14 protein-coding genes are annotated in these 21,023 nt (G+C 71.8%); 8 read left to right on the top strand and 6 right to left on the bottom strand.

The genetic code is table 11. From position 1 onward, the window contains the following. Nucleotides 1-1,362, bottom strand: a complete 1,362-nt coding sequence (locus C7C46_RS24735; RefSeq protein WP_245984814.1) for a ferredoxin reductase family protein — start codon at nucleotides 1,360-1,362, stop codon at nucleotides 1-3. Between the two features lie 169 nt (nucleotides 1,363-1,531). On the opposite strand from C7C46_RS24735, the gene C7C46_RS24730 reads away from it, so the two are divergent. Continuing rightward, nucleotides 1,532-2,221 (top strand): response regulator transcription factor, encoded by a 690-nt coding sequence (locus C7C46_RS24730; protein WP_245984812.1) that lies wholly within the window; start codon nucleotides 1,532-1,534, stop codon nucleotides 2,219-2,221. Further along, entirely contained in the window at nucleotides 2,218-3,681 is a 1,464-nt protein-coding gene (locus tag C7C46_RS24725; RefSeq protein WP_245984810.1) for a sensor histidine kinase, read from the top strand. The genes C7C46_RS24730 and C7C46_RS24725 overlap by 4 nt, the downstream gene beginning before the upstream one ends. Before the next feature lie 135 nt (nucleotides 3,682-3,816). Here C7C46_RS24725 and pepN read toward each other — a convergent pair whose 3' ends face one another. Both pepN and C7C46_RS37405 read right to left on the bottom strand, forming a co-directional pair. After that, nucleotides 3,817-6,390 (bottom strand): aminopeptidase N, encoded by a 2,574-nt coding sequence (gene pepN, locus C7C46_RS24720; RefSeq protein ID WP_110672112.1) that lies wholly within the window; start codon nucleotides 6,388-6,390, stop codon nucleotides 3,817-3,819. Nucleotides 6,391-6,471: 81 nt separating this feature from the next. Beyond that, nucleotides 6,472-8,247 carry an outer membrane protein assembly factor BamB family protein gene (locus tag C7C46_RS37405; RefSeq protein ID WP_110672111.1) on the bottom strand — a complete coding sequence of 592 codons (1,776 nt, stop codon included), beginning with the start codon at nucleotides 8,245-8,247 and terminating at the stop codon, nucleotides 6,472-6,474. Between the two features lie 325 nt (nucleotides 8,248-8,572). Here C7C46_RS37405 and C7C46_RS24710 point away from each other — a divergent pair, with 325 nt between their 5' ends. The 6 genes from C7C46_RS24710 (at nucleotide 8,573) to C7C46_RS24685 (ending at nucleotide 16,962) form a co-directional block, all read left to right on the top strand. Continuing rightward, nucleotides 8,573-9,769 carry an ROK family transcriptional regulator gene (locus C7C46_RS24710; protein ID WP_181442507.1) on the top strand — a complete coding sequence of 399 codons (1,197 nt, stop codon included), beginning with the start codon at nucleotides 8,573-8,575 and terminating at the stop codon, nucleotides 9,767-9,769. Nucleotides 9,770-9,966: 197 nt separating this feature from the next. Further along, nucleotides 9,967-11,064 carry a sugar ABC transporter substrate-binding protein gene (locus C7C46_RS24705; RefSeq protein ID WP_181442504.1) on the top strand — a complete coding sequence of 366 codons (1,098 nt, stop codon included), beginning with the start codon at nucleotides 9,967-9,969 and terminating at the stop codon, nucleotides 11,062-11,064. A 113-nt stretch (nucleotides 11,065-11,177) separates the two neighbouring features. Beyond that, a complete protein-coding gene (locus C7C46_RS24700; protein ID WP_110672108.1) occupies nucleotides 11,178-11,963 on the top strand; it encodes an ATP-binding cassette domain-containing protein in 786 nt (261 codons plus the stop codon). A gap of 35 nt (nucleotides 11,964-11,998) precedes the next feature. After that, nucleotides 11,999-13,249: a sugar ABC transporter permease gene (locus tag C7C46_RS24695; RefSeq protein WP_245984809.1), complete on the top strand. Its 1,251-nt coding sequence runs from the start codon at nucleotides 11,999-12,001 to the stop codon at nucleotides 13,247-13,249. Nucleotides 13,250-13,416: 167 nt separating this feature from the next. Next, nucleotides 13,417-15,342 carry a 1-deoxy-D-xylulose-5-phosphate synthase gene (gene dxs / locus C7C46_RS24690; protein WP_110672106.1) on the top strand — a complete coding sequence of 642 codons (1,926 nt, stop codon included), beginning with the start codon at nucleotides 13,417-13,419 and terminating at the stop codon, nucleotides 15,340-15,342. A gap of 63 nt (nucleotides 15,343-15,405) precedes the next feature. Continuing rightward, nucleotides 15,406-16,962, top strand: a complete 1,557-nt coding sequence (locus C7C46_RS24685; RefSeq protein ID WP_245984807.1) for an ArnT family glycosyltransferase — start codon at nucleotides 15,406-15,408, stop codon at nucleotides 16,960-16,962. Between the two features lie 47 nt (nucleotides 16,963-17,009). Here C7C46_RS24685 and C7C46_RS24680 read toward each other — a convergent pair whose 3' ends face one another. From C7C46_RS24680 to C7C46_RS24670, 3 genes are all read right to left on the bottom strand, one after another. Beyond that, nucleotides 17,010-17,459 (bottom strand): SPW repeat protein, encoded by a 450-nt coding sequence (locus tag C7C46_RS24680; protein ID WP_110672105.1) that lies wholly within the window; start codon nucleotides 17,457-17,459, stop codon nucleotides 17,010-17,012. A 152-nt stretch (nucleotides 17,460-17,611) separates the two neighbouring features. Continuing rightward, nucleotides 17,612-19,741 (bottom strand): 3-hydroxyacyl-CoA dehydrogenase NAD-binding domain-containing protein, encoded by a 2,130-nt coding sequence (locus C7C46_RS24675; protein WP_110672104.1) that lies wholly within the window; start codon nucleotides 19,739-19,741, stop codon nucleotides 17,612-17,614. A 2-nt stretch (nucleotides 19,742-19,743) separates the two neighbouring features. Beyond that, nucleotides 19,744-20,961, bottom strand: a complete 1,218-nt coding sequence (locus C7C46_RS24670) for a thiolase family protein (protein ID WP_110672103.1) — start codon at nucleotides 20,959-20,961, stop codon at nucleotides 19,744-19,746. Nucleotides 20,962-21,023: the final 62 nt, after the last annotated feature.

The following is a 21,023-nucleotide window of genomic DNA, read 5'->3' as shown; positions in this document are numbered from 1 at the left end:
TCAGAAGACGAACGACTCGTGGTGGATCCGCCGACCCGGCACTCCCGCGGCCCGCAGCTCGCGCACCGCGGCCTCGGTCAGCTCCGCCGGCCCGCACAGGAACACCTCGTGCTCGCGCAGCCGGGGCACCAGCGCGGTCAGCCGCCGGGCGCCGAGCGGGTCCTCGCCGCCCTGGTCCCGGCTGCCCAGCAGCCAGTGCACCTTGGCCCTGCGCTGCTTCGCCACCTGCTCCAGCTCCTGACGGAACAGCAGGTCCTCCTCCCGCCGGGCCCGGTAGACCAGGGTGGGCCGGCCGGGCAGGGTCTCGAACAGCGCCCGGACCGGGGTGATCCCGACCCCGGCGGCGATCAGCAGCACCGGCCGGTGCGGCGCCACCCGGGCCCGCTCGGTGAAGGCCCCGTACGGTCCCTCGGCCCGCACCCGGACCCCGGGCCGCAGCGCGGCCACCGCCGAGCTGTGGCCGCCCAGGTCCTTGACCGTGAAGCGCAGGAACCGCGGGTGCGGCGGCGCGGAGAGCGAGTACGGGTTGGCCGCCCAGCGCAGGCCCGGAGCCAGGAACTGGAGCCGGAAGAACTGGCCCGGCAGGCAGCGCAGTTCGTCCAGCCGACGGCCGGTCAGGAAGATCGAGACCACGCCGTCCGCCTCCGGACGCACCTCGGCGATCCGCAGCCGGTGCCGCCGGTCGCGCAGGAACGGCAGCGCCAGCCGGAACCAGCCGAGCACCGCGAACGAGCCCAGGTAGAGCGTCCACCAGCCCAGCAGGCCCGGCCCCTCGACCAGGTCGGCGCCGTTCACCAACTGGTGCGAGAAGCCGAGGGCGATCGCCAGATAGGTGGCCAGGTGCAGGTAGTACCAGGCCTCGTAGCTCAGCCGCCGCCGGGCCGCCCGGGCGGAGATGGCGCCGGTGCCCAGGAACAGCAGGGTGGCCGCGGTGCCCTTGAGCATCTCGGGGTAGTGGAACACCAGTTGGCCGGTCTCGGCGACCACCGTGCGGTGCGCGGTCAGCGCGTACCCCCAGGTGACGGCCAGCACGTGCGAGGTGATCAGGAAGACCAGGTACCGCCCGCCCAGCGCGTGCCAGCGGGCCAGCCGGTCGGCCCCCACCTCGCGCTCCAGCACCGGGATCCGGGCCATCAGCAGGAGCAGCACCGGGGCCAGGTAGCCGGCCAGCAGCCCGGTGATCCGCCCGGCGCCGGTCAGCCACTGGTCGGCGCCGGTGACCGCGTAGGTGTCCCGCCACCACAGGGCCAGCACGCCCAGCGCGCCGGCCGCGACCGCGGCGGGCAGCAGCCAGGGCAGCGCGGCGCGGGCCAGCTCCCGGTCGGGCGCGGGCGCCCGACGGTGGGTGGTGGGCGCGGTCACGGCTGCTCCTTCCTCTCGATCCCGGCCCACCCTGGCAGCGCAAGCTCTCAGTTCGCTCTGAAAACCTGCCGGCGCCCTCCGCCATGGACCGGATATTCGCAGGTCAGTGCAGGTCAGGCGGCTGCCAAAGCTCATCGCATTCTCATACCGGTGCGGCACAATGCCCGCTATGACCGCGCACCGCATCCTGGTCGTCGACGACGAACCCGACCTCGTCGAAGTGCTCTGCGCCGCACTGCGCTACGAGGGTCACCAGGCGCTGGGGGCGGCCACCGGCGTACAGGCCGTCCGGCTGGCCCGCGACTGGGCACCGGACGCGGTGGTGCTCGACATGATGCTCCCCGATCTGGACGGCATGGCGGTGCTGGAGCGGATCCACGCCGAGCGGCCCGAGGTACGGGTGCTCTTCCTCACCGCCAAGGACGCCCTGGAGGACCGGATCGGCGCGCTGGCGGCCGGCGGCGACGACTACGTGACCAAGCCGTTCAGCCTGGAGGAGGTGGTGGTCCGGGTCCGCGGCCTGCTGCGCCGGGCCGCCCCGCCCGCGGCGCCGCCGCCCGGGGCCCTGGTGCTGGGCGACCTGGTGCTGGTGGAGGCGGCCCGCGAGGTCAGCCGGGCCGGCACCCCGATCGAGCTCAGCCCCACCGAGTTCGCCCTGCTGCAGTACCTGATGCGCCATCCGCGCCAGGTGCTGAGCAAGGCCCAACTGCTGGACGCGGTCTGGTCCTACGACTTCGGCGGCCAGGCGCACGTGGTCGAGCTGTACATCAGCTACCTGCGCAAGAAGGTCGACGCCGGCCGGGCTCCGATGATCCACACCGTCCGGGGCGCCGGCTACCTGCTCCGGGCCGCGGTGTGAGGGCCCCGGCCTGGTGGCCCCTGGCCTGGTGGCGCGGCCGCCGCTCGCTGCGGGTGCGGCTGCTGGCCGGCCTGCTCGCGCTGCTGCTGGTGATCTTCGCCGGGGTCGGCCTGGCCGTCACCACCGCGCTGCGCGGCTTCCTGCTGGCCCGCCTGGACCAGCAGCTCGCCGAGACCGGCGGCCGGTACGCGGCCAGCCTGGAGCACGGCAACACGAGCGACACCCGGGCCCAGGCCCCCGGCACCTTCGGCGCCCGGCTGCTGGCCGGCACGGTGACCGCCGCCGCCGTGGTGGACGGCGACTCGGACGACGCGGCGGTGGCCGCGGGCACGGCGGCCGCCGACGCCTCCGACCAGGTCGTGCCGGCCCCGCCCGTCCAACAGCGGCTGGCCGCACTGGCCGTCGGCGGCGCGGCCGACACGGTGCGCCTGGGCGCGCTCGGCTCGTACCGGGTCCGCGCGGTGCCCGGGATGGACGGGGACGTGCTGGTCACCGGCGTGCCGCTGCGCCCGGTGGAGGACACCGTGCACCAGGTCGTGCTGCTGGAACTGACCGTCTTCGCGGCCGCCGTGGTGGTGGCCGGCACCGTCGGCGGCGTCTGGCTGCGGCTCGCGCTGCGCCCGCTGGACCGGATCGCCGCCACCGCCACCAGGGTCAGCGCGCTGCCGCTGGCCCGCGGCGAGGTGGTGCTCAGCGAGCGGGTCCCGGCCCGGGCGGCCGACCCGGCCACCGAGACCGGCCGGGTCGGACTCGCCCTGAACCGGATGCTCGGCCACGTGGAGGGGGCCCTGGCCCAGCGGCACGCGGTGGAGGACCGGCTGCGCGGCTTCGCCGCCGACGCCGGGCACGAGCTGCGCACCCCGGTGGCCACCGTGCGCGGCCACGCCGAGCTGGCGCTGCGCCACCCCGAGCCGGTGCCGCAGCCGGTGCGCCACTCGCTGGAGCGGATCGCGGCCGAGTCCCGCCGGATGGGCGCGCTGGTGGACGATCTGCTGCTGCTCGCCCGGCTCGACGCCGGCCGCCCGCTGGCCGCCGCCGAGGTGGACCTGACCCGGCTGGCCCTGGACTGCGTGGCGGACGCCCGGGCCGCCGCCCCCGAGCACCACTGGCGGCTCGAACTGCCCGAGCAGCCGGTGCTGGTGACCGGGGACGAGGACCGGCTGCGCCAGGTGGTGGCCAACCTGCTGAGCAACGCGCACCGGCACACCCCGCCCGGCAGCACCGTCACGCTGTCCCTGACGGATCGTCAACTCACCGTTGCCGACGACGGACCGGGGATCCCGGCCGAGCTGCACGAGCAGCTCTTCGAGCGCTTCGTGCGCGCTGACCAGACCCGGGCCCGGGCTACCGGCGGCACCGGCCTGGGCCTGGCCATCGCCCGCGCGGTCGCCCTCGCCCACGGCGGCACCCTGACCCTGGAACCCGGCCCGGGAGCCCGGTTCGTGCTGCGGCTGCCCTGACTCGGTTTCACCAGGACCAGGTTTCACCAGGACCAGTACGACTGCCCGGGGGACATCGACAGGGGGCGTTGACGAAGGCCGCGGGCCCCGGACACCGCGTGGTGTCCGGGGCCCGCGGCGGGACCTGACCGGGGCTCAGCTCCGGGCGCGGTCCGCGGCCTGGGCCTTGAGGGCGCGCTCGACGCCGGCCCGGGCCTCGACGACCAGGCGGGCCAGCGCCGGGGCCGGGTCGGCGGTGGCCAGCCAGTGGTCGGTGGCCTCCAGGGTGGCCGGCTCGATCTGCAGCGACGGGTAGAGCCCGGTGATGATCTGCTGCGCGATCTCGTGGCTGCGGGTCTCCCAGACCGTCTTCAGCGCGGCGAAGTACCGGCCGACGTACGGCGCCAGCAGCTCGCGCTGGTCGCCCACCGAGAAGCCGGCGATCACCGCGTCCTGGACGTAGTTGGTGAGCGCGTCCGACTCCACCACCGAGTCCCAGGCCTCGGCCTTGGCCTCGGCCGTCGGGCGGGCCGCCCGGGCGCAGGCCGCCCGCTCCTGGCCGGCCGCGGTGTTGTCGCGGGCCAGCTCGGCCTCGATCGCCGCGTCGCCGGCCTTGCCGGTGGCGACCAGCCGGAGCAGCAGGTCCCAGCGCAGGTCGGTGTCGACGGCGAGTCCGTCCAGCTCGACGGAGCCGTCCAGCAGGCCCGCCAGCAGGGCCAGCTGCTGCTCGGTGCGGGCCGCGCCGGCCAGCGCCTTGGCCCAGGCCAGCTGGTGGTCGCCGGCGGGTGCGGCGGCGCGCAGGTTCTGCTCGCAGACCTCGGCCCAGCGCAGCAGGCCCGTCTCGCGCCAGGCCGGGTCGGCGTACAGCTCCAGGGCCAGCTTGGCCTGGCGCTGCACCGACTGGACCACGCCGATGTCGCTCTCCTTGGGCAGCCCGGCGACGGCCAGCTCCAGGTAGTCCCGGGTGGCCAGTTCGCCGTCCCGGGTCATGTCCCAGGCGGCGGCCCAGACCAGGGCGCGCGGCAGCGGCTCGGCGAAGTCGCCCAGGTGCGCCGTGACCGCGGCCAGCGACTCCTCGTCCAGCCGCAGCTTGGCGTAGGACAGGTCGTCGTCGTTGAGCAGCACCACGGCCGGGCGCTGACGGCCGACCAGCTCGGGCACCTCGGTCCGCTCGCCGTCCACGTCCAGCTCGACCCGGTGGGTGCGCACCAGCTTGCCGTCCACCAGGTCGTAGCAGCCGACGGCGATCCGGTGCGGGCGCAGCGCCGAGCTGCCCTTGGCGCCCTCGGGCAGCGCCGGGGCGTCCTGGCGGACCGCGAAGGCGGTGATCAGGCCGGCCGCGTCCACCTCGATCTGCGGGCGCAGCACGTTGATCCCGGCGGTCTCCAGCCAGGCCTTGGACCAGGTCTTCAGGTCCCGGCCGCTGGTCTCCTCCAGCGCGCTGAGCAGGTCGGCCAACCGGGTGTTGCCCCAGGCGTGCCGCTTGAAGTACGCCTGCACGCCCTTGAAGAAGGCGTCCTGGCCGACGTAGGCGACCAGCTGCTTGAGCACCGAGGCGCCCTTGGCGTAGGTGATGCCGTCGAAGTTGACCATGACGTCTTCGAGATCGTTGATCTCGGCCATGATCGGGTGGGTGGACGGCAGTTGGTCCTGCCGGTACGCCCAGGTCTTCATCTGGTTGGCGAAGGTGGTCCAGCCGTTGGGCCAGCGGGTGCCGGTCGGCTCGACCAGCGCGACCATCTCGGCGTAGGTGGCGAACGACTCGTTCAGCCAGAGGTCGTTCCACCACTCCATGGTGACCAGGTTGCCGAACCACATGTGGGCCAGCTCGTGCAGGATCGTGGTGGCCCGGGCCTCGTAGGAGGCGTCGGTCACCTTGGACCGGAACACGTACTGGTCGCGGAAGGTGACCGCGCCGGCGTTCTCCATCGCGCCCGCGTTGAACTCCGGGACGAAGAGCTGGTCGTACTTCTCGAACGGGTACGGGGTGTCGAACTTCTCCTGGAAGTAGTCGAAACCCTGCTTGGTGACGTCGAAGACGGCCTCGGCGTCCAGGAACTCCTTGAGCGAGGGCCGGCAGTAGATGCCCAGCGGCACCACCTGGGCGCCCGCGGTGTACTCGTCGAAGACGCCCACGTACGGACCGGCGATGACGGCGGTGATGTACGAGGAGATCCGGCCGGTCGGGGCGAACGACCAGCGCTGCGCCTCGCCGTCGCCGACCGGCTCGGGGGTCGGCGAGTTGGAGACCACCACCCAGCCGCGCGGGGCGGTCACCGTGAAGGTGAAGGCCGCCTTGAGGTCGGGCTGCTCGAAGGAGGCGAACACCCGGCGGGCGTCCGGCACCTCGAACTGGCTGTACAGGTACGTCTCGCCGTCCACCGGGTCGACGAACTTGTGCAGGCCCTCGCCCGTGTTGGTGTAGGCGCAGTCGGCCACCACCCGCAGCTCGTTCTCGGCGGCCAGGCCGGTCAGCGCGATCCGGCTGTCGGCGAAGGCGGACAGCTCCACCGCGGTGCCGTTCAGGGTGATCTCGTGCACGGTCGGGGCGACCAGGTCGATGAACGTGTCGGCGCCGGGCCGGGTGGCGGTGAACCGGACCACGGTGGTGGACCGGAAGGTGCCGCTGTCACGGGCCGAGCTCAGGTCGAGCTCGATGTCGTACGCGTCCACGCTGAGGAGCTCGGCCCGGGTGCGGGCCTCCTCACGGGTCAAGTTGGTGCCAGGCACTCGCAGGACTCCTTCGTCAGGCTTGTTGGGCGCATCCTCCCACGAGGAACGGTCGTGGGCGGATTGCTCCGTTCGGGGCCGCTACTGCTTGGTGTAGAGGGTGAGGGTGGAGTCCATCGGCAGCTGGGGCAGCGTCAGCACCTGGTTGTCCTGGGAGTCGAAGAGGACCTGCTCGTCCTGGAAGGACAGGAACGAGTCCTTGGTGGCGAAGGAGAGCAGCGGGCTGAAGCTGCCGTCGGTGGCCGACAGGGTGCCCAGCTGGGCGGCCTTGTTGTAGCCGTGCATGGCGATCACCGTCGGACCGTCGGTACCGGTGTGGTCGACCAGCCGCACGCCCTCCTCGGCGCCCGCGTCCTTCGTCCACAGGGTCTTGCCGCTGCCCAGGTCGATCGCCCGCAGGCCGGTCTTGCTGCCCTCGTTGACCTCGATGTAGAGGTTGTTGCCGATCACCAGCGACTTGGCCAGCGGGGCGCCGTACGGGGTCGGGCGCAGCTTGTCCTCGCCGGTCACCTTGAGCGGGATCTTGGTGGTGGGGCTGAAGTTGGAGTCGAGCACCTGCAGGTAGTCGTTGTCCGACCCGGCGGAGATCTGCAGCACCACCGGCTTGGTGGCGACGATCGCCTCCACCCGCTCGTTCTCCCCGCTCAGCGTGAAGCTGCCCAGCTGCTTGCCGTCGCCGGAGCCGAGCACCTGCAGCTGCTGCTTGGGGCTGCCGTCCGAGCAGTAGTCGCTGACCACGACCAGGCTGGCGCCGGCCACCGCCGACTCGTTGCAGTACTGGCCGCGGTCCTTGAAGCTCCAGGCCGTCTTGCCGTCGCTGATGTTGACCCCCGCCAGCAGCGCGCTGCTGGCGGCGGCGACCGTGGTGTCCGAGACGGTGACCTGGGTGTCGAAGCTCTTGCGGTCCAGCGGCTGGCCGGTCTTGAAGAGCAGCTTGCCGGTGGTCGCGTCGACCCCGCCGATCCCGGCGCAGTCGTCGTCGCCGAGGTTGAACGAGACGCCGCCGACGTTGTTCTTGTTCAGGCCGGGGGACATGCTGCAGAACGCCTTGGTGCCGCTGGGCGCCGGCAGGGTCCAGGCCTGCTTGCCGTCGCTCAGGTTGTAGGCGGTCAGCCCGGTGGCGTCGCCGCGCACCAGCAGCTTGTCGGTGGTCCACTCGCCGAGGGTGGAGTGGTCGCTGGCGTTGCCGGTGGCCTTGGGCACGGTCCAGCCGACCCCCAGCTTGCCGCTGGCGGAGGTGTTGGTGTCCGGGCCGCCGGTGGTGCTGTTGTGGTGCGGGGCGGGGCCGTTGAACAGCACCACCAGGCCGATCACGATGCCGATGGTCAGCACGGTGCCGGCGATCGCGCCGAAGACGAAGATCGGGTTGCGCTGCTTGGCCGGGGCGGTCGGGCCGACGGTGACCGGGGCGCCGGTCTGGGCGGGGTAGCCGTAGCCGAGGCCGGCCTGCGGCGGCGCGGTGGGCCGGCCGTACGGCTGCCCGTACGAGGCCTGCCCGAACTGCGGCTGCGCCTGGGGCTGGCCGAAGCCGGCCTGCGGCGGCGCGGCGGGCTGGCCGTACGGCTGCTGCGGCGCCTGCGGGTAGCCGTAGCCCGCGCCGCCCTGCTGGTCGTACGGGCCGAACTGCGCGCCCGGCGCGGGCGCGGCCTGCTGTGCGGGGAAGGCCGGCGCGGTCGGCTGGTAGGCCGCAGGCGCCGGACCGGCCTGCTGCGGTGCGCCGACCGGTCCGCCCGGCTGGGGGCCCTGGCCGGGGACGGCCGCCCCGTCCAGCTGCGTCATCTGATCCGCGACCGCCGCCGGGTCGACTCCGGGCCGCTGCGGTGCGCCGCCGCCCGTGCTGGACTGATCCCCTGCCATGTGATGCCCCGTCATTTTCCGGTCCGGGCCGCCCCCGTCCGGTGCCGTCGGGGCACCGGTGAACGGATGGGCGGCTGAGAATTAAGGGACATCGTAGAGGGGTGCGGTGCGCCGATCCGAGCAAGGGGCGCCCCGGCCGGCCGCACGCTCGGCGACCCGGGCGCGCGCCGGACGCGGACCCGCTGCGGCTGCGCGGGGACACCGGCTCGGCATAGAGTTCACAAGTTGAAGGTGAACTTCTGGTATCGGCACGCTCTGCCGCAAGGGTGCGGCGGGGGCCGGGAACGCACGGGTTCCCGTGCCCGGAGGAGGGTAATTCATGTCCATGGACACGCCGGGGTCGCAGTCCTCACTGCACCGCGCCAACCTCGAACGGGTGCTGCGCGCGGTGCGGATGGCGGGCTCGCTGACCCAGGCCGAGATCGCCCGGACCACCGGCCTGTCGGCGGCCACCGTCTCCAACATCGTGCGCGAGCTCAAGGAGAGCGGCACGGTGGTGGTGGCCGACACCTCCTCGGGCGGGCGCCGGGCCCGCAGCGTCTCGCTCAGCGGCGACGCCGGGATCGTCGTCGGGGTCGACTTCGGCCACTCCCACCTGCGGGTGGCGGTGGGCAACCTGGCCCACCGGGTGCTGGCCGAGGAGAGCGAGCCGATGAACGTGGACGTCTCGGCCGAGCAGGGCTTCGCCCGGGCCGAGGCGATGGTGGCGCGGCTGCTGGAGCAGGCCGGCTTCCGCTCCGACAAGGTGATCGGGGTGGGCCTGGGCGTGCCCGGACCGATCGACGTGGAGACCGGTGCGCTCGGCTCCACCGCGATCCTGCCCGGCTGGACCGGGATCGCGCCCGGTCGCGAACTGGCCCAGCGGCTGGGCATGGAGGTCTACGTCGACAACGACGCCAACCTGGGCGCACTGGGCGAGCTGGTCTGGGGCGCCGGGCGCGGGCTGGGCGACCTGGCCTACATCAAGGTGGCCAGCGGTGTGGGTTCGGGACTGGTCATCAACGGGCAGATCTACCGGGGGCCGGGCGGCACGGCCGGCGAGATCGGGCACATCACGCTGGACGAGGCCGGACCGGTCTGCCGCTGCGGCAACCGGGGCTGCCTGGAGACCTTCGTCGGTTCGCGCTACCTGCTCAACCTCTTGAACGCTAGCCATGACCGGGAGCTGACGTTGTCCGCAGTGGTCCAGCTGGCCCAGCAGGGCGACCTGGGCTGTCGGCGGGTGATCGCGGACGCCGGGCGGCAGATCGGGACCGGCGTGGCCACCCTGTGCAACCTGCTCAACCCGCGCCGGGTGATCCTAGGCGGCGACCTCGCCGAGGCCGGTGAGCTGGTGCTTTCCCCGATCCGGGACTCGGTGGCGCGGTACGCGATCCCGTCCGCGGCCCGGCAGCTGTCCATCGTGCCGGGCACGCTGGGTGGTCGGGCCGAGGTGCTCGGCGCGCTGGCCCTGGTAATGAGCGAGATGGGCGAAACCGGAGCAATCGGACATGCCAGTCAGGCGATGGGAGCGCGTTCCTGACGGTGCGCCTCCCTCCCAAGAGGGACAAAGCGTGACGAGTCTGCGCAGTTAGGTCTCGGCTTAGCCTTCAGGAAGGTAACGAAAGCATTTGGATCTCAGAAGGCTTGGGTTTACTTGTTGACGCCAATGCGAGGTGGAAGGTTGACTCCCTTCCACCTCGCCGCGATGTTGCGGCTCTGTCAGGGAGGCTCCCCCCCATGAACGCAATGATGCGTCGCGTTGTCATCGGCACTGCCGCGGTCTCGATGGCTCTCACCATGGCCGCCTGTGGCAAGGCCGGAAACAGCAGCTCCTCGAACTCCGCGAGCTCCGGTGACACGAAGACCGTCGGCCTGCTGCTTCCGGAGAACTCCTCCTCGGTCCGCTACGAGTCCTTCGACAAGCCGCTGATCGAGGCCAAGGTCAAGGCGCTGTGCCCCGACTGCACCGTCAAGTACAACAACGCCAACGGTGACGCGGCCACCCAGAAGCAGCAGTTCGACACCCTGGTCTCGCAGGGCGTCAAGGTGATCCTGCTGGACGCGGTCAACGCCAAGGGCACCGCGGCCTGGGTCACGGACGCCCAGAAGAAGGGCGTCAAGGTCGTCGCGTACGACCGCCTGGCCTCCGGCCCGGTCGCCGGCTACGTCTCCTTCGACAACGAGAAGGTCGGCGAGCTGCAGGGCCAGGCCCTGGTCGACGCGCTGGGCGCGAACGCCAAGAGCGCCAACATCGTCATGATCAACGGTGACGACGCCGACCCGAACGCGGGCATGTTCAAGGCCGGCGCCCACAAGGTGCTGGACACCGGAGTCGCGAAGATCGCCTACGAGCAGTCCGGCGAGTGGAAGCCGACCGTGGCGAGCCAGAAGATCGGTGCCGCCATCACCTCGCTGGGCAAGAACGGCTTCCAGGCCGTCTACTCCGCCAACGACGGCATGGCCGCGGCCATCATCACCGCGCTCAAGGCCCAGGGCATCAACAACATGCCGGTCGGCGGCCAGGACGCGGCCTCCGACGCGATCCAGCGGATCCTGACGGGCGACCAGGCCTACACCATCTACAAGGCCTACAAGCCGGAGGCCGATGGCGCCGCCACCATCGCCGTCGACCTGCTGCACGGCCTCGACGTGACCGGCACCGCCACCGCGATGACCGACAGCGACGGCACCAAGGTCCCGTCCCTGCTGCTCACCCCGATCGTGGTCACCAAGGCCAACGTCAAGGACACCGTGATCGCGGACGGCCTGTACAAGGCCAGCGACATCTGCACCGCCCAGTACGCCGACGCCTGCAAGGCCGCCGGCATCCAGTAAGCAGCACCCTGTCCGGCCGGGCCGCCACCACTGGCCCGGCCGGTCCCTTCGTACGTCCCGGGCGTGCACGCGCGATCAGCCGCCCCTTCCAACTCCCCACGGAGCCCACAACCATGGCCCAGACAGACGCACCCGTACTGGCGTTGCGCGGAGTCTCCAAGCGATTCGGCGCCGTCCAGGTGCTCACCGGTGTCGACCTGGAGGTGCACGCCTCCTCGGTGGTCGCCCTGGTCGGCGACAACGGCGCCGGCAAGTCCACCCTGGTCAAGACGATCGCGGGCGTGCACCCGATCGACGAGGGAACCATCGAGTGGGAGGGCCGCCGGGTCCACCTGAACCGCCCTCAGGACGCCCAGGCGCTCGGCGTCGCGACGGTCTACCAGGACCTCGCGCTCTGCGACAACCTCGACGTGGTCGCCAACCTCTTCCTCGGCCGCGAGCTGATCCGCGGCGGCCGCCTCGACGAGGTGGCGATGGAGAAGAAGGCCAAGGAGCTGCTGGACACGCTCTCCATCCGGATCCCCAGCGTGCGGATCCCGGTGGCCTCGCTCTCCGGCGGCCAGCGCCAGGTGGTCGCGATCGCCCGCGCCCTGATCGGCGACCCGAAGATCGTCATCCTGGACGAGCCGACCGCCGCCCTGGGCGTCGAGCAGACCGCCCAGGTGCTCGACCTGGTCGAGCGGCTGCGCGACCGCGGCCTCGGCGTGATCCTGATCAGCCACAACATGGCCGACGTGCGCGCGGTCGCGGACGAGGTCGCGGTACTGCGCCTGGGCCGCAACAACGGCGTCTTCAAGGTGGCCGACGCCACCCAGGAGACCATCATCTCGGCCATCACCGGCGCCACCGACAACGCGGTGACCCGCCGTCAGGCCCGGGTGTCGGAGGGGACCAAGTGAGCAAGCACGCCAGCACCCAGACGAACGGCAGTCCTGTGAGCGAGATTCCCGACAGCGCGGCACCCATCCCGGCCGTGGACCCGCGACTGCTGGTCCGCGAGCAGGGCCTGACCGGCTACCTGGGCGAGTTCAAGCGGAAGCTGCGCAGCGGCGACCTCGGCTCGCTCCCGGTGGTGATCGGGCTGGTCCTGATCGCCGCCATCTTCCAGGGCATCACCGGCAAGTTCCTCACCGCCGGCAACCTGTCCAACATCACCCTGTACATCGCCGGCCCCGGCCTGATCTCGGTCGGCATCGTCTTCGTGCTGCTGCTCGGCGAGATCGACCTCTCGCTCGGCTCGGTGGCGGGCGTCTCGGCCGCGGTCTCCGCGGTGCTCTCCATCCAGCACGGCGTCAACGAGTACGCGGCGGCGCTGATAGCCGTGGCCGCGGCGCTGGCGATCGGTGCGCTGCACGGCTTCTTCTTCGCCAAGATCGGCGTGCCCGCCTTCGTGGTGACCCTGGCCGGCCTGCTCGCCTGGAGCGGTCTGCAGGGCTGGGTGATGGGCAACACCGGCACCCTGAACAACATCCCGGGCGGCTTCATCGCCAACCTGGACAACTACTTCTTCGAATCGGTCGCCGCCGCCTACGGCCTGGCCGCGGTCAGCGTGGTCGGCTACCTGGTCGCCGCACTGCTGGGTGCCAAGAGCCGCCGTCAGGCCGGGCTGCTGGCCAAGCCGGTCGGCGAGATCGTGCTGCGCGCCGCGCTGCTGGCCGTGCTGGCCTTCGGAGCCGCCTACACCCTGAACCAGGACCGCGGCCTGCCGCTGGCGCTGGTGGTCTTCCTCGGCGTCGTGGTGGTCACCGACTTCGTGCTGCGCCGCACCTCCTACGGCCGCAAGGTGTTCGCGGTCGGCGGCGGCGTCGAGGCGGCCCGCCGGGCCGGCATCAACGTGGCCCGGGTGCGGATCTCGGTCTTCATGATCTCGGCCGGGCTGGCCGCGGTCGGCGGCCTGTTCATCGCCTCCCAGGCGGGCTTCGCGGACAAGCAGCTGGGCAGCGGCAACGTGCTGATGAACTCGATCGCGGCGGCCGTCATCGGCGGCACCAGCCTGTTCGGCGGCCGCGGCAAGACCTGGTCGGCGCTGCTGGGCATGCTGGTGATCCAGTCCATCGTCACCGGCCTGGACCTGCAGGGCATCAGCCAGTCGATCCAGTACATGATCACCGGCGCGGTGCTGCTGGCCGCCGTGGTGCTCGACTCGGTCTCCCGCCGGACCCAGAAGTCGGCCGGCCGCGGCTGACCCTTCCCGCCACTGCCACGGAGCCCGGGACACGCCCCGCACAGGGGCGTGTCCCGGGCCTTCGTGCGCCCCTCCCGGCTCCAGTCGTCCGCGAGGTGGACATTAGACTCGACCAGCCGGGTGGGCCGACAGCCCGCCGGGACACGTACCGAAACGAGGAGGAACGGGTGCCCCTGCTGACCCGCATCCGGGGACCGCGCGATCTCGACCGGCTGACCCCGGCACAGCTGCCGGCCCTGGCCGAGGAGATCCGCGCCTTCCTGATCGAGGAGGTCGCCAAGACCGGCGGGCACCTGGGCCCCAACCTCGGGGTGGTCGAGCTGACCATCGCGCTGCACCGGGTGTTCGACTCCCCGCGCGAGCGGATCCTCTTCGACACCGGGCACCAGTCCTACGTGCACAAGCTCCTCACCGGCCGGCAGGACTTCGCCCGGCTGAAGATGAAGGGCGGCCTGTCCGGCTACCCGTCCCGGGCCGAGTCCGAGCACGACGTGATCGAGAACTCGCACGCCTCCACCGTGCTCGGCTACGCCGACGGCATCGCCAAGGCCAACCAGCTGCTCGGCCACCAGGACTGCCCGGTGGTCGCGGTCACCGGCGACGGCGCGCTGACCGGCGGGATGGCCTGGGAGGCGCTGAACAACATCGCCGAGGGCAGGGACCGCCCGGTGGTGATCGTGGTCAACGACAACGAGCGCTCCTACTCGCCGACCATCGGCGGCCTGGCCAACCACCTCAGCACGCTGCGCACCACCCAGGGCTACGAGCGCTTCCTGTCCTGGGGCCGGGACGCGCTGCAGCGCACCCCGGTGCTCGGCCAGCCGCTGGCCGGCGCGCTGCACGGCGCGAAGAAGGGCCTGAAGGACTTCATCGCCCCGCAGGGCATGTTCGAGGACCTGGGCCTGAAGTACCTCGGCCCGATCGACGGCCACGACATCGCCGCGCTGGAGTCCGCACTGCGCAAGGCGCGCGGCTTCGGCGGCCCGGTGATCGTGCACTGCATCACCGAGAAGGGCCGCGGCTACCACGCGGCGCTCAACAACGAGGAGGACCGCTTCCACGCGGTCGGCGTGATCCACCCGGACACCGGCCTGCCGGTGAAGACCTCGGGCAAGGACTGGACCTCGGTCTTCGGCGAGGAGATGGTCGAGCTCGGCCGCGAGCGCAAGGACATCGTGGCGATCACCGCGGCGATGCTGCACCCGGTGGGCCTGGCGCCGTTCGCCAAGGCCTTCCCGGAGCGCACCTTCGACGTCGGCATCGCCGAGCAGCACGCCGCGGTCTCGGCGGCCGGCCTGGCCACCGCCGGGCTGCACCCGGTGGTCGCGGTCTACGCGACGTTCCTCAACCGGGCGTTCGACCAGGTGCTGATGGACGTGGCGCTGCACAGGCTCGGCGTCACCTTCGTGCTGGACCGGGCCGGCGTCACCGGCACCGACGGCGCCTCGCACAACGGCATGTGGGACATGTCGATCCTGCAGGTGGTGCCCGGCCTGCGGCTGGCCGCCCCGCGCGACGCCGAGCAGCTGCGGGCCCAGCTGCGCGAGGCCGTGCAGGTCGAGGACGCCCCCACGGTGGTCCGCTACTCCAAGGGCTCGGTCGGCCCCGCGGTCGCCGCCGTCGGCCGGATCGGTGGGATGGACGTGCTGCGCGGCTCGGCCGCCCCGCCGGCCGAGGGCGAGCGGCGGGCCGACGTGCTGATCGTCTCGGTCGGCGCGCTGGCGCCGATGTGCCTGGAGGCGGCCGCGCTGCTGGACGCCCAGGGGATCAGCACCACCGTGGTCGACCCGCGCTGGGTCAAGCCGGTGGACGCCGCGCTGCCCGCGCTGGCGGCCGAGCACCGGGTGGTGGTCACGGTCGAGGACAACGGCCGGGCCGGCGGTGTCGGCGCCGCGGTGGCCCAGGCGCTGCGCGACGCCGAGGTGGACCTGCCGGTGCGCGACTTCGGCATCCCGCAGGAGTTCCTGGACCACGCCAAGCGCGAGGAGATCCTGGCCGAGATCGGACTGACCGGTCCGGACATCGCCCGCCAGGTGACCGCCCTGGTCTCCCGACTGGACCAGACCACTGCGGTCAGCGGTCTGACAAAGTGACAGTCATAACCAAGACTGGTTCCGCCACCGTTTCGCTCAGGTACGGCGGGTAGGTTGTCCCACGTGCCGACCGACACCGCGAACTCCGTGCCGCCCACCGCCCGCCCGGCCACCCGGCCCGGCGGGCGGTGGACCGCCGCCTGGGCCGGTCGGGTGCGGACCGGCTACTGGACCAGGCTGGTCCCGCTGCTCGCGGTGCTGGCCGTCGCCACCCACGTGCCCTCCTTCATGCGGCCGGTGTGGAGCCCCGACGAGGGCTACCTGGCCACCCAGGCCCGGATGCTGGCCGACGGCGGGGTGCTCTACGACACCGTGGTGGACCGCAAGCCGCCGCTGCTGCCCTGGCTCTACGAGGCCTGCTTCTCCATCTTCGGCTCGCTCTCGCTCTGGCCGCTGCGCACCCTGGCGATCGTGGCGCACCTGGTCACCGCGGTGCTGCTGGCCTCGATCGCGCGCGGCCGCTGGGGCAACCGGGCGGGCGGCGCGGCCGGTGCGCTCTACCTGATGCTCTCCATCGGGCTCTCGCCCGAGGACACCCAGGCCGCCACCTTCGAGGTCTTCATGCTGCCCGCGATGGTGGCCGCCTTCCGGTACGCCGAGCGGCGCCGCTGGCTGGCGGCCGGGATCGCGGTGGCGGTCTGCTCGCTGACCAAGCAGACCGGCGGCGCGGTGCTGCTGCCGGTGCTCTGGATGCTCTGGCAGGACGCCCGGCACCGCGGCGTGCGCGGGCTGCCGGCGCTGGCCAAGACGGCCTTCGGCTTCGCGCTGCCGATAGCGCTGGTCGCGGTGATCCTCACCAAGCCCAAGGGCTTCCTGTTCTGGGTGGTCACCGGCAGCGGCGACTACGCCTCGCTGGGCGGCAACTGGCTGCAGATGATCGGCCGGGCGCTGGGCAACTCGGCGATCCTGGCCGCCGCCGGGCTCGGCTTCCTGTTTCCGCTGGGCCACCGGCTCTGGGTGCGCTACCGCACCGGCCGGCCCGCGCCGGTGCACGGCGAGTCGCGCGGCTCGGTGGGCGACCTGGGGGTCTGGCTGGCCTCCTCGGTGGTCGCGGTGGCCACCGGGTTCCACTTCTTCGGCCACTACTACCTGCAGCTGATGCCGCCGCTGGTGCTGCTGGGGGTGGGCGCGGTGGCCGCCTCGGCGGTGCGCTGGCGCCCGGTGATGGTCTACAGCACGGTGGCCGCCACCGCCTTCTGGGCGCTGGCGATGGCCTGGCCGGGGGAGCAGCTGGACCAGACCACCCAGGTGGCCACCGCGGTGGCCGAGCGCAGCACCCCCAAGGACAAGGTGCTGGTCTGGGGCATGCACCCGGAGCTGTACTGGCTCTCCGACCGCCAGCCCGCCTCGCGCTACCTGACGGCCGGCTTCCTGACCAACTTCAGCGGCGGCAAGAGCGCCGACTCGGTGGGCGAGCAGTACAGCGTGGCCGACGCCTGGCAGACCTTCGACCAGGACCTGATGGTCAACGGGCTGCCCGAGATCGTGGTGGACGACTCGGGCAACGCGCCCTACCAGCCGTACCTGGTGCCCAAGATCGAGGACCTGCTGGACACCCACTACGAGCCGGTGGGCGCCTACGGCGACACCGTGGTGTACCGGCTGAAGAAGACCGGCTGACCCGCCCGCGGCCGGGGCCGCGGGCGGGTCGGGTCATGCGGTACCGGTCAGGCCCGGCGACGGTTGCCCAGCACCATCCCTGCTCCGGCGGCGAAGGCGAGCAGGCAGGTCAGCCCGCCCACGATCACCTGGTTCCAGATCATGCCCCGGGTTGCGGTGTGACCCACCGTCACCACCCACGGGGAGATGATCAGGAAGACACCTGTCGCGGCCATCGCCCAGGTCAGCCCCATCATCCGGGCCGGGGCGAGGGTCAGGCAGAGCCCCAGCGCGGCGATGCCGATGCCGAGGATCAGGTTGCAGATCACCAGTTCGTGGCTGGCGGCACTGAAGTGCACCACATAGGGCGAGATGGCCAGGTACAGGCCGGCCAGGACGACCAGGCCGTCCACCGCCACCCCCTGCGGCCCGTCCATCACGCGTGCGTACCGGGCGCGCATCTCGGCGATGTCCGGATGCGTGCGCAGATCACCGGCTCGATGTGAGACGTCGGCCATACGACTCGCCTCCTTCGGTGTGCAAGTCAGTCCGCTTGGCCTAACGGTATTATGCGCTTTGTCCTCATTTGATGTATAGCGAGAAGGCCCCCGTTCCGTTACGGAACGGGGGCCTTCGCTGCTCGGGGGTCACCCCGGGGCGGCCGTCAGGCTCAGGCCGGCACGCTGGCCAGGCCGGGAGCCAGGAACTTCTTGCCGGTGACCCGCTCGGAGACGCCCTCGCGGTCCAGGTACGGGGTGATCCCGCCCAGGTGGAACGGCCAGCCGGCGCCGGTGATCATGCACAGGTCGATGTCCTGCGCCTCGCCGACCACGCCCTCGTCCAGCATCAGGCCGATCTCCTGCGCCACCGCGTCCAGCGCCCGGGTCAGCACCTGCTCCTCGGAGAGCACGCTGTCGCCGAAGGAGAGCAGCTCGAGCACCTCGGGGTCGAGCACCTGGGCGCCGTCCTGCCAGATGTAGAAGCCGCGCTTGCCGGCCTTGACCACCTTGCCGAGGTTCTCCGAGACGCTGAACCGCTCCGGGAACGCGCCGTGCAGGGTCTCCGAGACGTGCAGCGCGATGGCCGGGCCGACCAGCTCCAGCAGCGCGATCGGGGACATCGGCAGGCCGAGCGGCTGCACGGCCTTCTCGACGGTCTCGAACGGGGTGCCCTCGTCGATGACGCTCTGGATCTCGCCCATGAAGCGGGTCAGGATCCGGTTCACCACGAACGCCGGGGCGTCCTTGGTCAGCACCGCGGTCTTCTTCAGCTTCTTGGCGACCGCGAAGGCGGTGGCCAGCGAGGCGTCGTCGGTCTTCTCGGCCCGGACGATCTCCAGCAGCGGCAGGATCGCGACCGGGTTGAAGAAGTGGAAGCCGACCACGCGCTCCGGGTGCTGGAGCTTGGAGGCCATCTCGGTGACCGAGAGCGAGGAGGTGTTGGTGGCCAGCACCGTGGTCGGCGAGACCACGGCCTCCAGCTCGGCGAGGACGTTCTGCTTGACGCCCATCTCCTCGAACACGGCCTCGATGACGAAGTCCGCGTCGCCGAAGGCGGTCGCCTTGTCCAGGTGGCCGGAGACCAGGCCCTTGAGCTTGTTCGCCTTGTCGCCGTTGACCCGGCCCTTGGCCAGCAGCTTGTCGATCTCGGCGTGCACGTAGCCCACGCCCTTGTCGATCCGCGCCTGGTCGATGTCGGTGAGCACCACCGGCACCTCGAGGCGGCGGGCGAAGAGCAGCGCCAGCTGGGAGGCCATCAGACCGGCACCGACCACGCCGATCTTGGAGACCGGGCGGGCCAGCGACTTGTCCGGCGCACCGAACGGCTTCTTGGCCCGGCGCTGCACCAGGTTGAAGGAGTAGATGCCGGCCCGCAGCTCGCCGCCCATGATCAGGTCGGCCAGCGCCGCGTCCTCGGCGTCGAACCCCTTCTGCAGGTCGCCGTCCTTGGCCGCGGCCATGATGTCCAGCGCGCGGTAGGCGGCCGGAGCGGCACCGTGCACCTTGGCGTCGGCCACCGCGCGGCCCCAGGCGATGCACTGGTCCCAGTTCTCGCCCCGGTCGATCTCCGGGCGCTCGACGACGGTCTCGCCCTTGAGGACCTTGGCGGCCCACAGGATCGACTGCTCCAGGAAGTCGGCCGGCTCGAAGATCGCGTCCGCGATGCCGAGCTCGAACACCTCCTGGCCCTTGAGCTGCTTGTTCTGGCTCATCGAGTTCTCGATGATCACCTTGACCGCGTTGGCCGGGCCGACCAGGTTCGGCAGGATGGTGCAGCCGCCCCAGCCGGGGACCAGGCCGAGGAAGACCTCGGGCAGCGAGAAGGCCGGGGTGCCGGAGCTGACGGTGCGGTAGGTGCAGTGCAGACCGACCTCGACACCACCGCCCATCGCGGCGCCGTTGTAGAAGGTGAAGCTCGGCACCGGCAGCGCGGCGATCCGCTTGAAGACCTCGTGGCCGCCCTTGCCGATGGCCAGCGCGTCGCCGTGCTCCTTGAGCAACTCGACGCCCTTGAGGTCGGCGCCGACCGCGAAGATGAACGGCTTGCCGGTGATGGCGACCGCGACGATCTTCCCGTCGGCGGCCTCCGCCTCGACCTGGTCCAGCGCCTCGGAGAGCTTGAGCAGCGAGCCCGGGCCGAAAGTGGTCGGCTTGGTGTGGTCGAAGCCGTTGTCCAGGGTGATCAGCGCCAGCCTGCCGGCCTGCAGCGGCAGGTCCAGGTGGCGCACGTGCGCGGTGGTGACGACCTCGCCGGGGAACAGCTCGGCGCCGCGCTTGAGCAGCTCAGTGGTGTTCGTCATGATCACTTACCACCCTCGAAGTGCGGGTTCTCCCAGATGACCGTGGCGCCCATGCCGAAGCCGACGCACATGGACGTCAGGCCGTAGCGGACGTCCGGGCGCTGCTCGAAGCGGCGGGCCAGCTGGGTCATCAGGCGCACGCCGGAGGAGGCCAGCGGGTGGCCGTAGGCGATCGCGCCGCCGTACGGGTTGACCCGCTCGTCGTCGTCGGCGATGCCGAAGTGGTCGAGCATGGCCAGCACCTGGACGGCGAAGGCCTCGTTGATCTCGAAGGCCTGGATGTCGTCGATGGTCAGGCCGGCCATGGCCAGCGCCTTCTCGGTGGCCGGCACCGGGCCGTAGCCCATGACCTCCGGCTCCACGCCGGTGAAGGCGTAGGAGACCAGGCGCATCTTGACCGGGAGGCCGAGCTCGCGGGCCACGTCCTCGGCGGCCAGCAGCGAGGCGGTGGCGCCGTCGTTGAGGCCGGCCGCGTTGCCGGCGGTGATGTTGCCGTGCGGGCGGAACGGGGTCTTCAGGCCCGCCAGCATCTCCATCGTGGTGCCCGGGCGCATCGGCTCGTCCGCGGTGACCAGGCCCCAACCGGTCTCGCCGACCTCGGGGTTGGTGTTGCGGACGGCGATCGGGACCAGGTCGGGCTGGATGTCGCCGTTGGCGTACGCCTTGGCGGCCTTCTCCTGGGAGCGCACCGCGTAGGCGTCGCAGCGCTCCTTGGTGATGTGCGGGAAGCGGTCGTGCAGGTTCTCCGCGGTCATGCCCATGAACAGGGCGGACTCGTCGACCAGCTTCTCCGAGACGAAGCGCGGGTTCGGGTCCACGCCCTCGCCCATCGGGTGGCGGCCCATGTGCTCGACGCCGCCGGCCACCACGATGTCGTAGGCGCCGAAGGCGATGCCGCCGGCGGTGGTGGTGACCGCGGTCATCGCGCCGGCGCACATCCGGTCGATGGCGTAGCCGGGGACCGACTTCGGCAGACCGGCGAGCAGGCCGGCGGTGCGGCCGATGGTCAGGCCCTGGTCGCCGATCTGCGTGGTGGCGGCGATGGCCACCTCGTCGATGCGCTCGACGGGCAGGTTCGGGTTGCGGCGCACGAGCTCGCGGATGCACTTGACGACCAGGTCGTCGGCGCGGGTCTCGTGGTAGATGCCCTTCGGGCCGGCCTTGCCGAACGGGGTGCGGACGCCGTCGACGAAGACGACGTCCCGCGAGGTACGAGGCACGGGGGCTCTCCTCCCAGGGAACATGGCATGGTGTGCAGAACCGTGCTCGCAGGCGAGCAGCG

Origin of the sequence: Streptomyces tateyamensis, assembly GCF_003205575.1 — a bacterium.
Lineage (GTDB): Bacteria > Actinomycetota > Actinomycetes > Streptomycetales > Streptomycetaceae > Kitasatospora > Kitasatospora tateyamensis.
The sequence above is the reverse complement of the archived record's forward strand: the minus strand, read 5'-3'. Positions and strand labels throughout refer to the sequence as shown.

Bases quoted from the DNA above. Each gene is read 5' to 3' on its own strand.
- C7C46_RS24680 (WP_110672105.1), bottom strand. From the start codon at position 17,459: ATGGCCGACGTCTCACATCGAGCCGGTGATCTGCGCACGCATCCGGAC.
- C7C46_RS24705 (WP_181442504.1), top strand. From the start codon at position 9,967: ATGAACGCAATGATGCGTCGCGTTGTCATCGGCACTGCCGCGGTCTCG.
- C7C46_RS24675 (WP_110672104.1), bottom strand. From the start codon at position 19,741: ATGACGAACACCACTGAGCTGCTCAAGCGCGGCGCCGAGCTGTTCCCC.
- C7C46_RS37405 (WP_110672111.1), bottom strand. From the start codon at position 8,247: ATGGCAGGGGATCAGTCCAGCACGGGCGGCGGCGCACCGCAGCGGCCC.
- C7C46_RS24730 (WP_245984812.1), top strand. From the start codon at position 1,532: ATGACCGCGCACCGCATCCTGGTCGTCGACGACGAACCCGACCTCGTC.
- C7C46_RS24700 (WP_110672108.1), top strand. From the start codon at position 11,178: ATGGCCCAGACAGACGCACCCGTACTGGCGTTGCGCGGAGTCTCCAAG.
- C7C46_RS24710 (WP_181442507.1), top strand. From the start codon at position 8,573: ATGGACACGCCGGGGTCGCAGTCCTCACTGCACCGCGCCAACCTCGAA.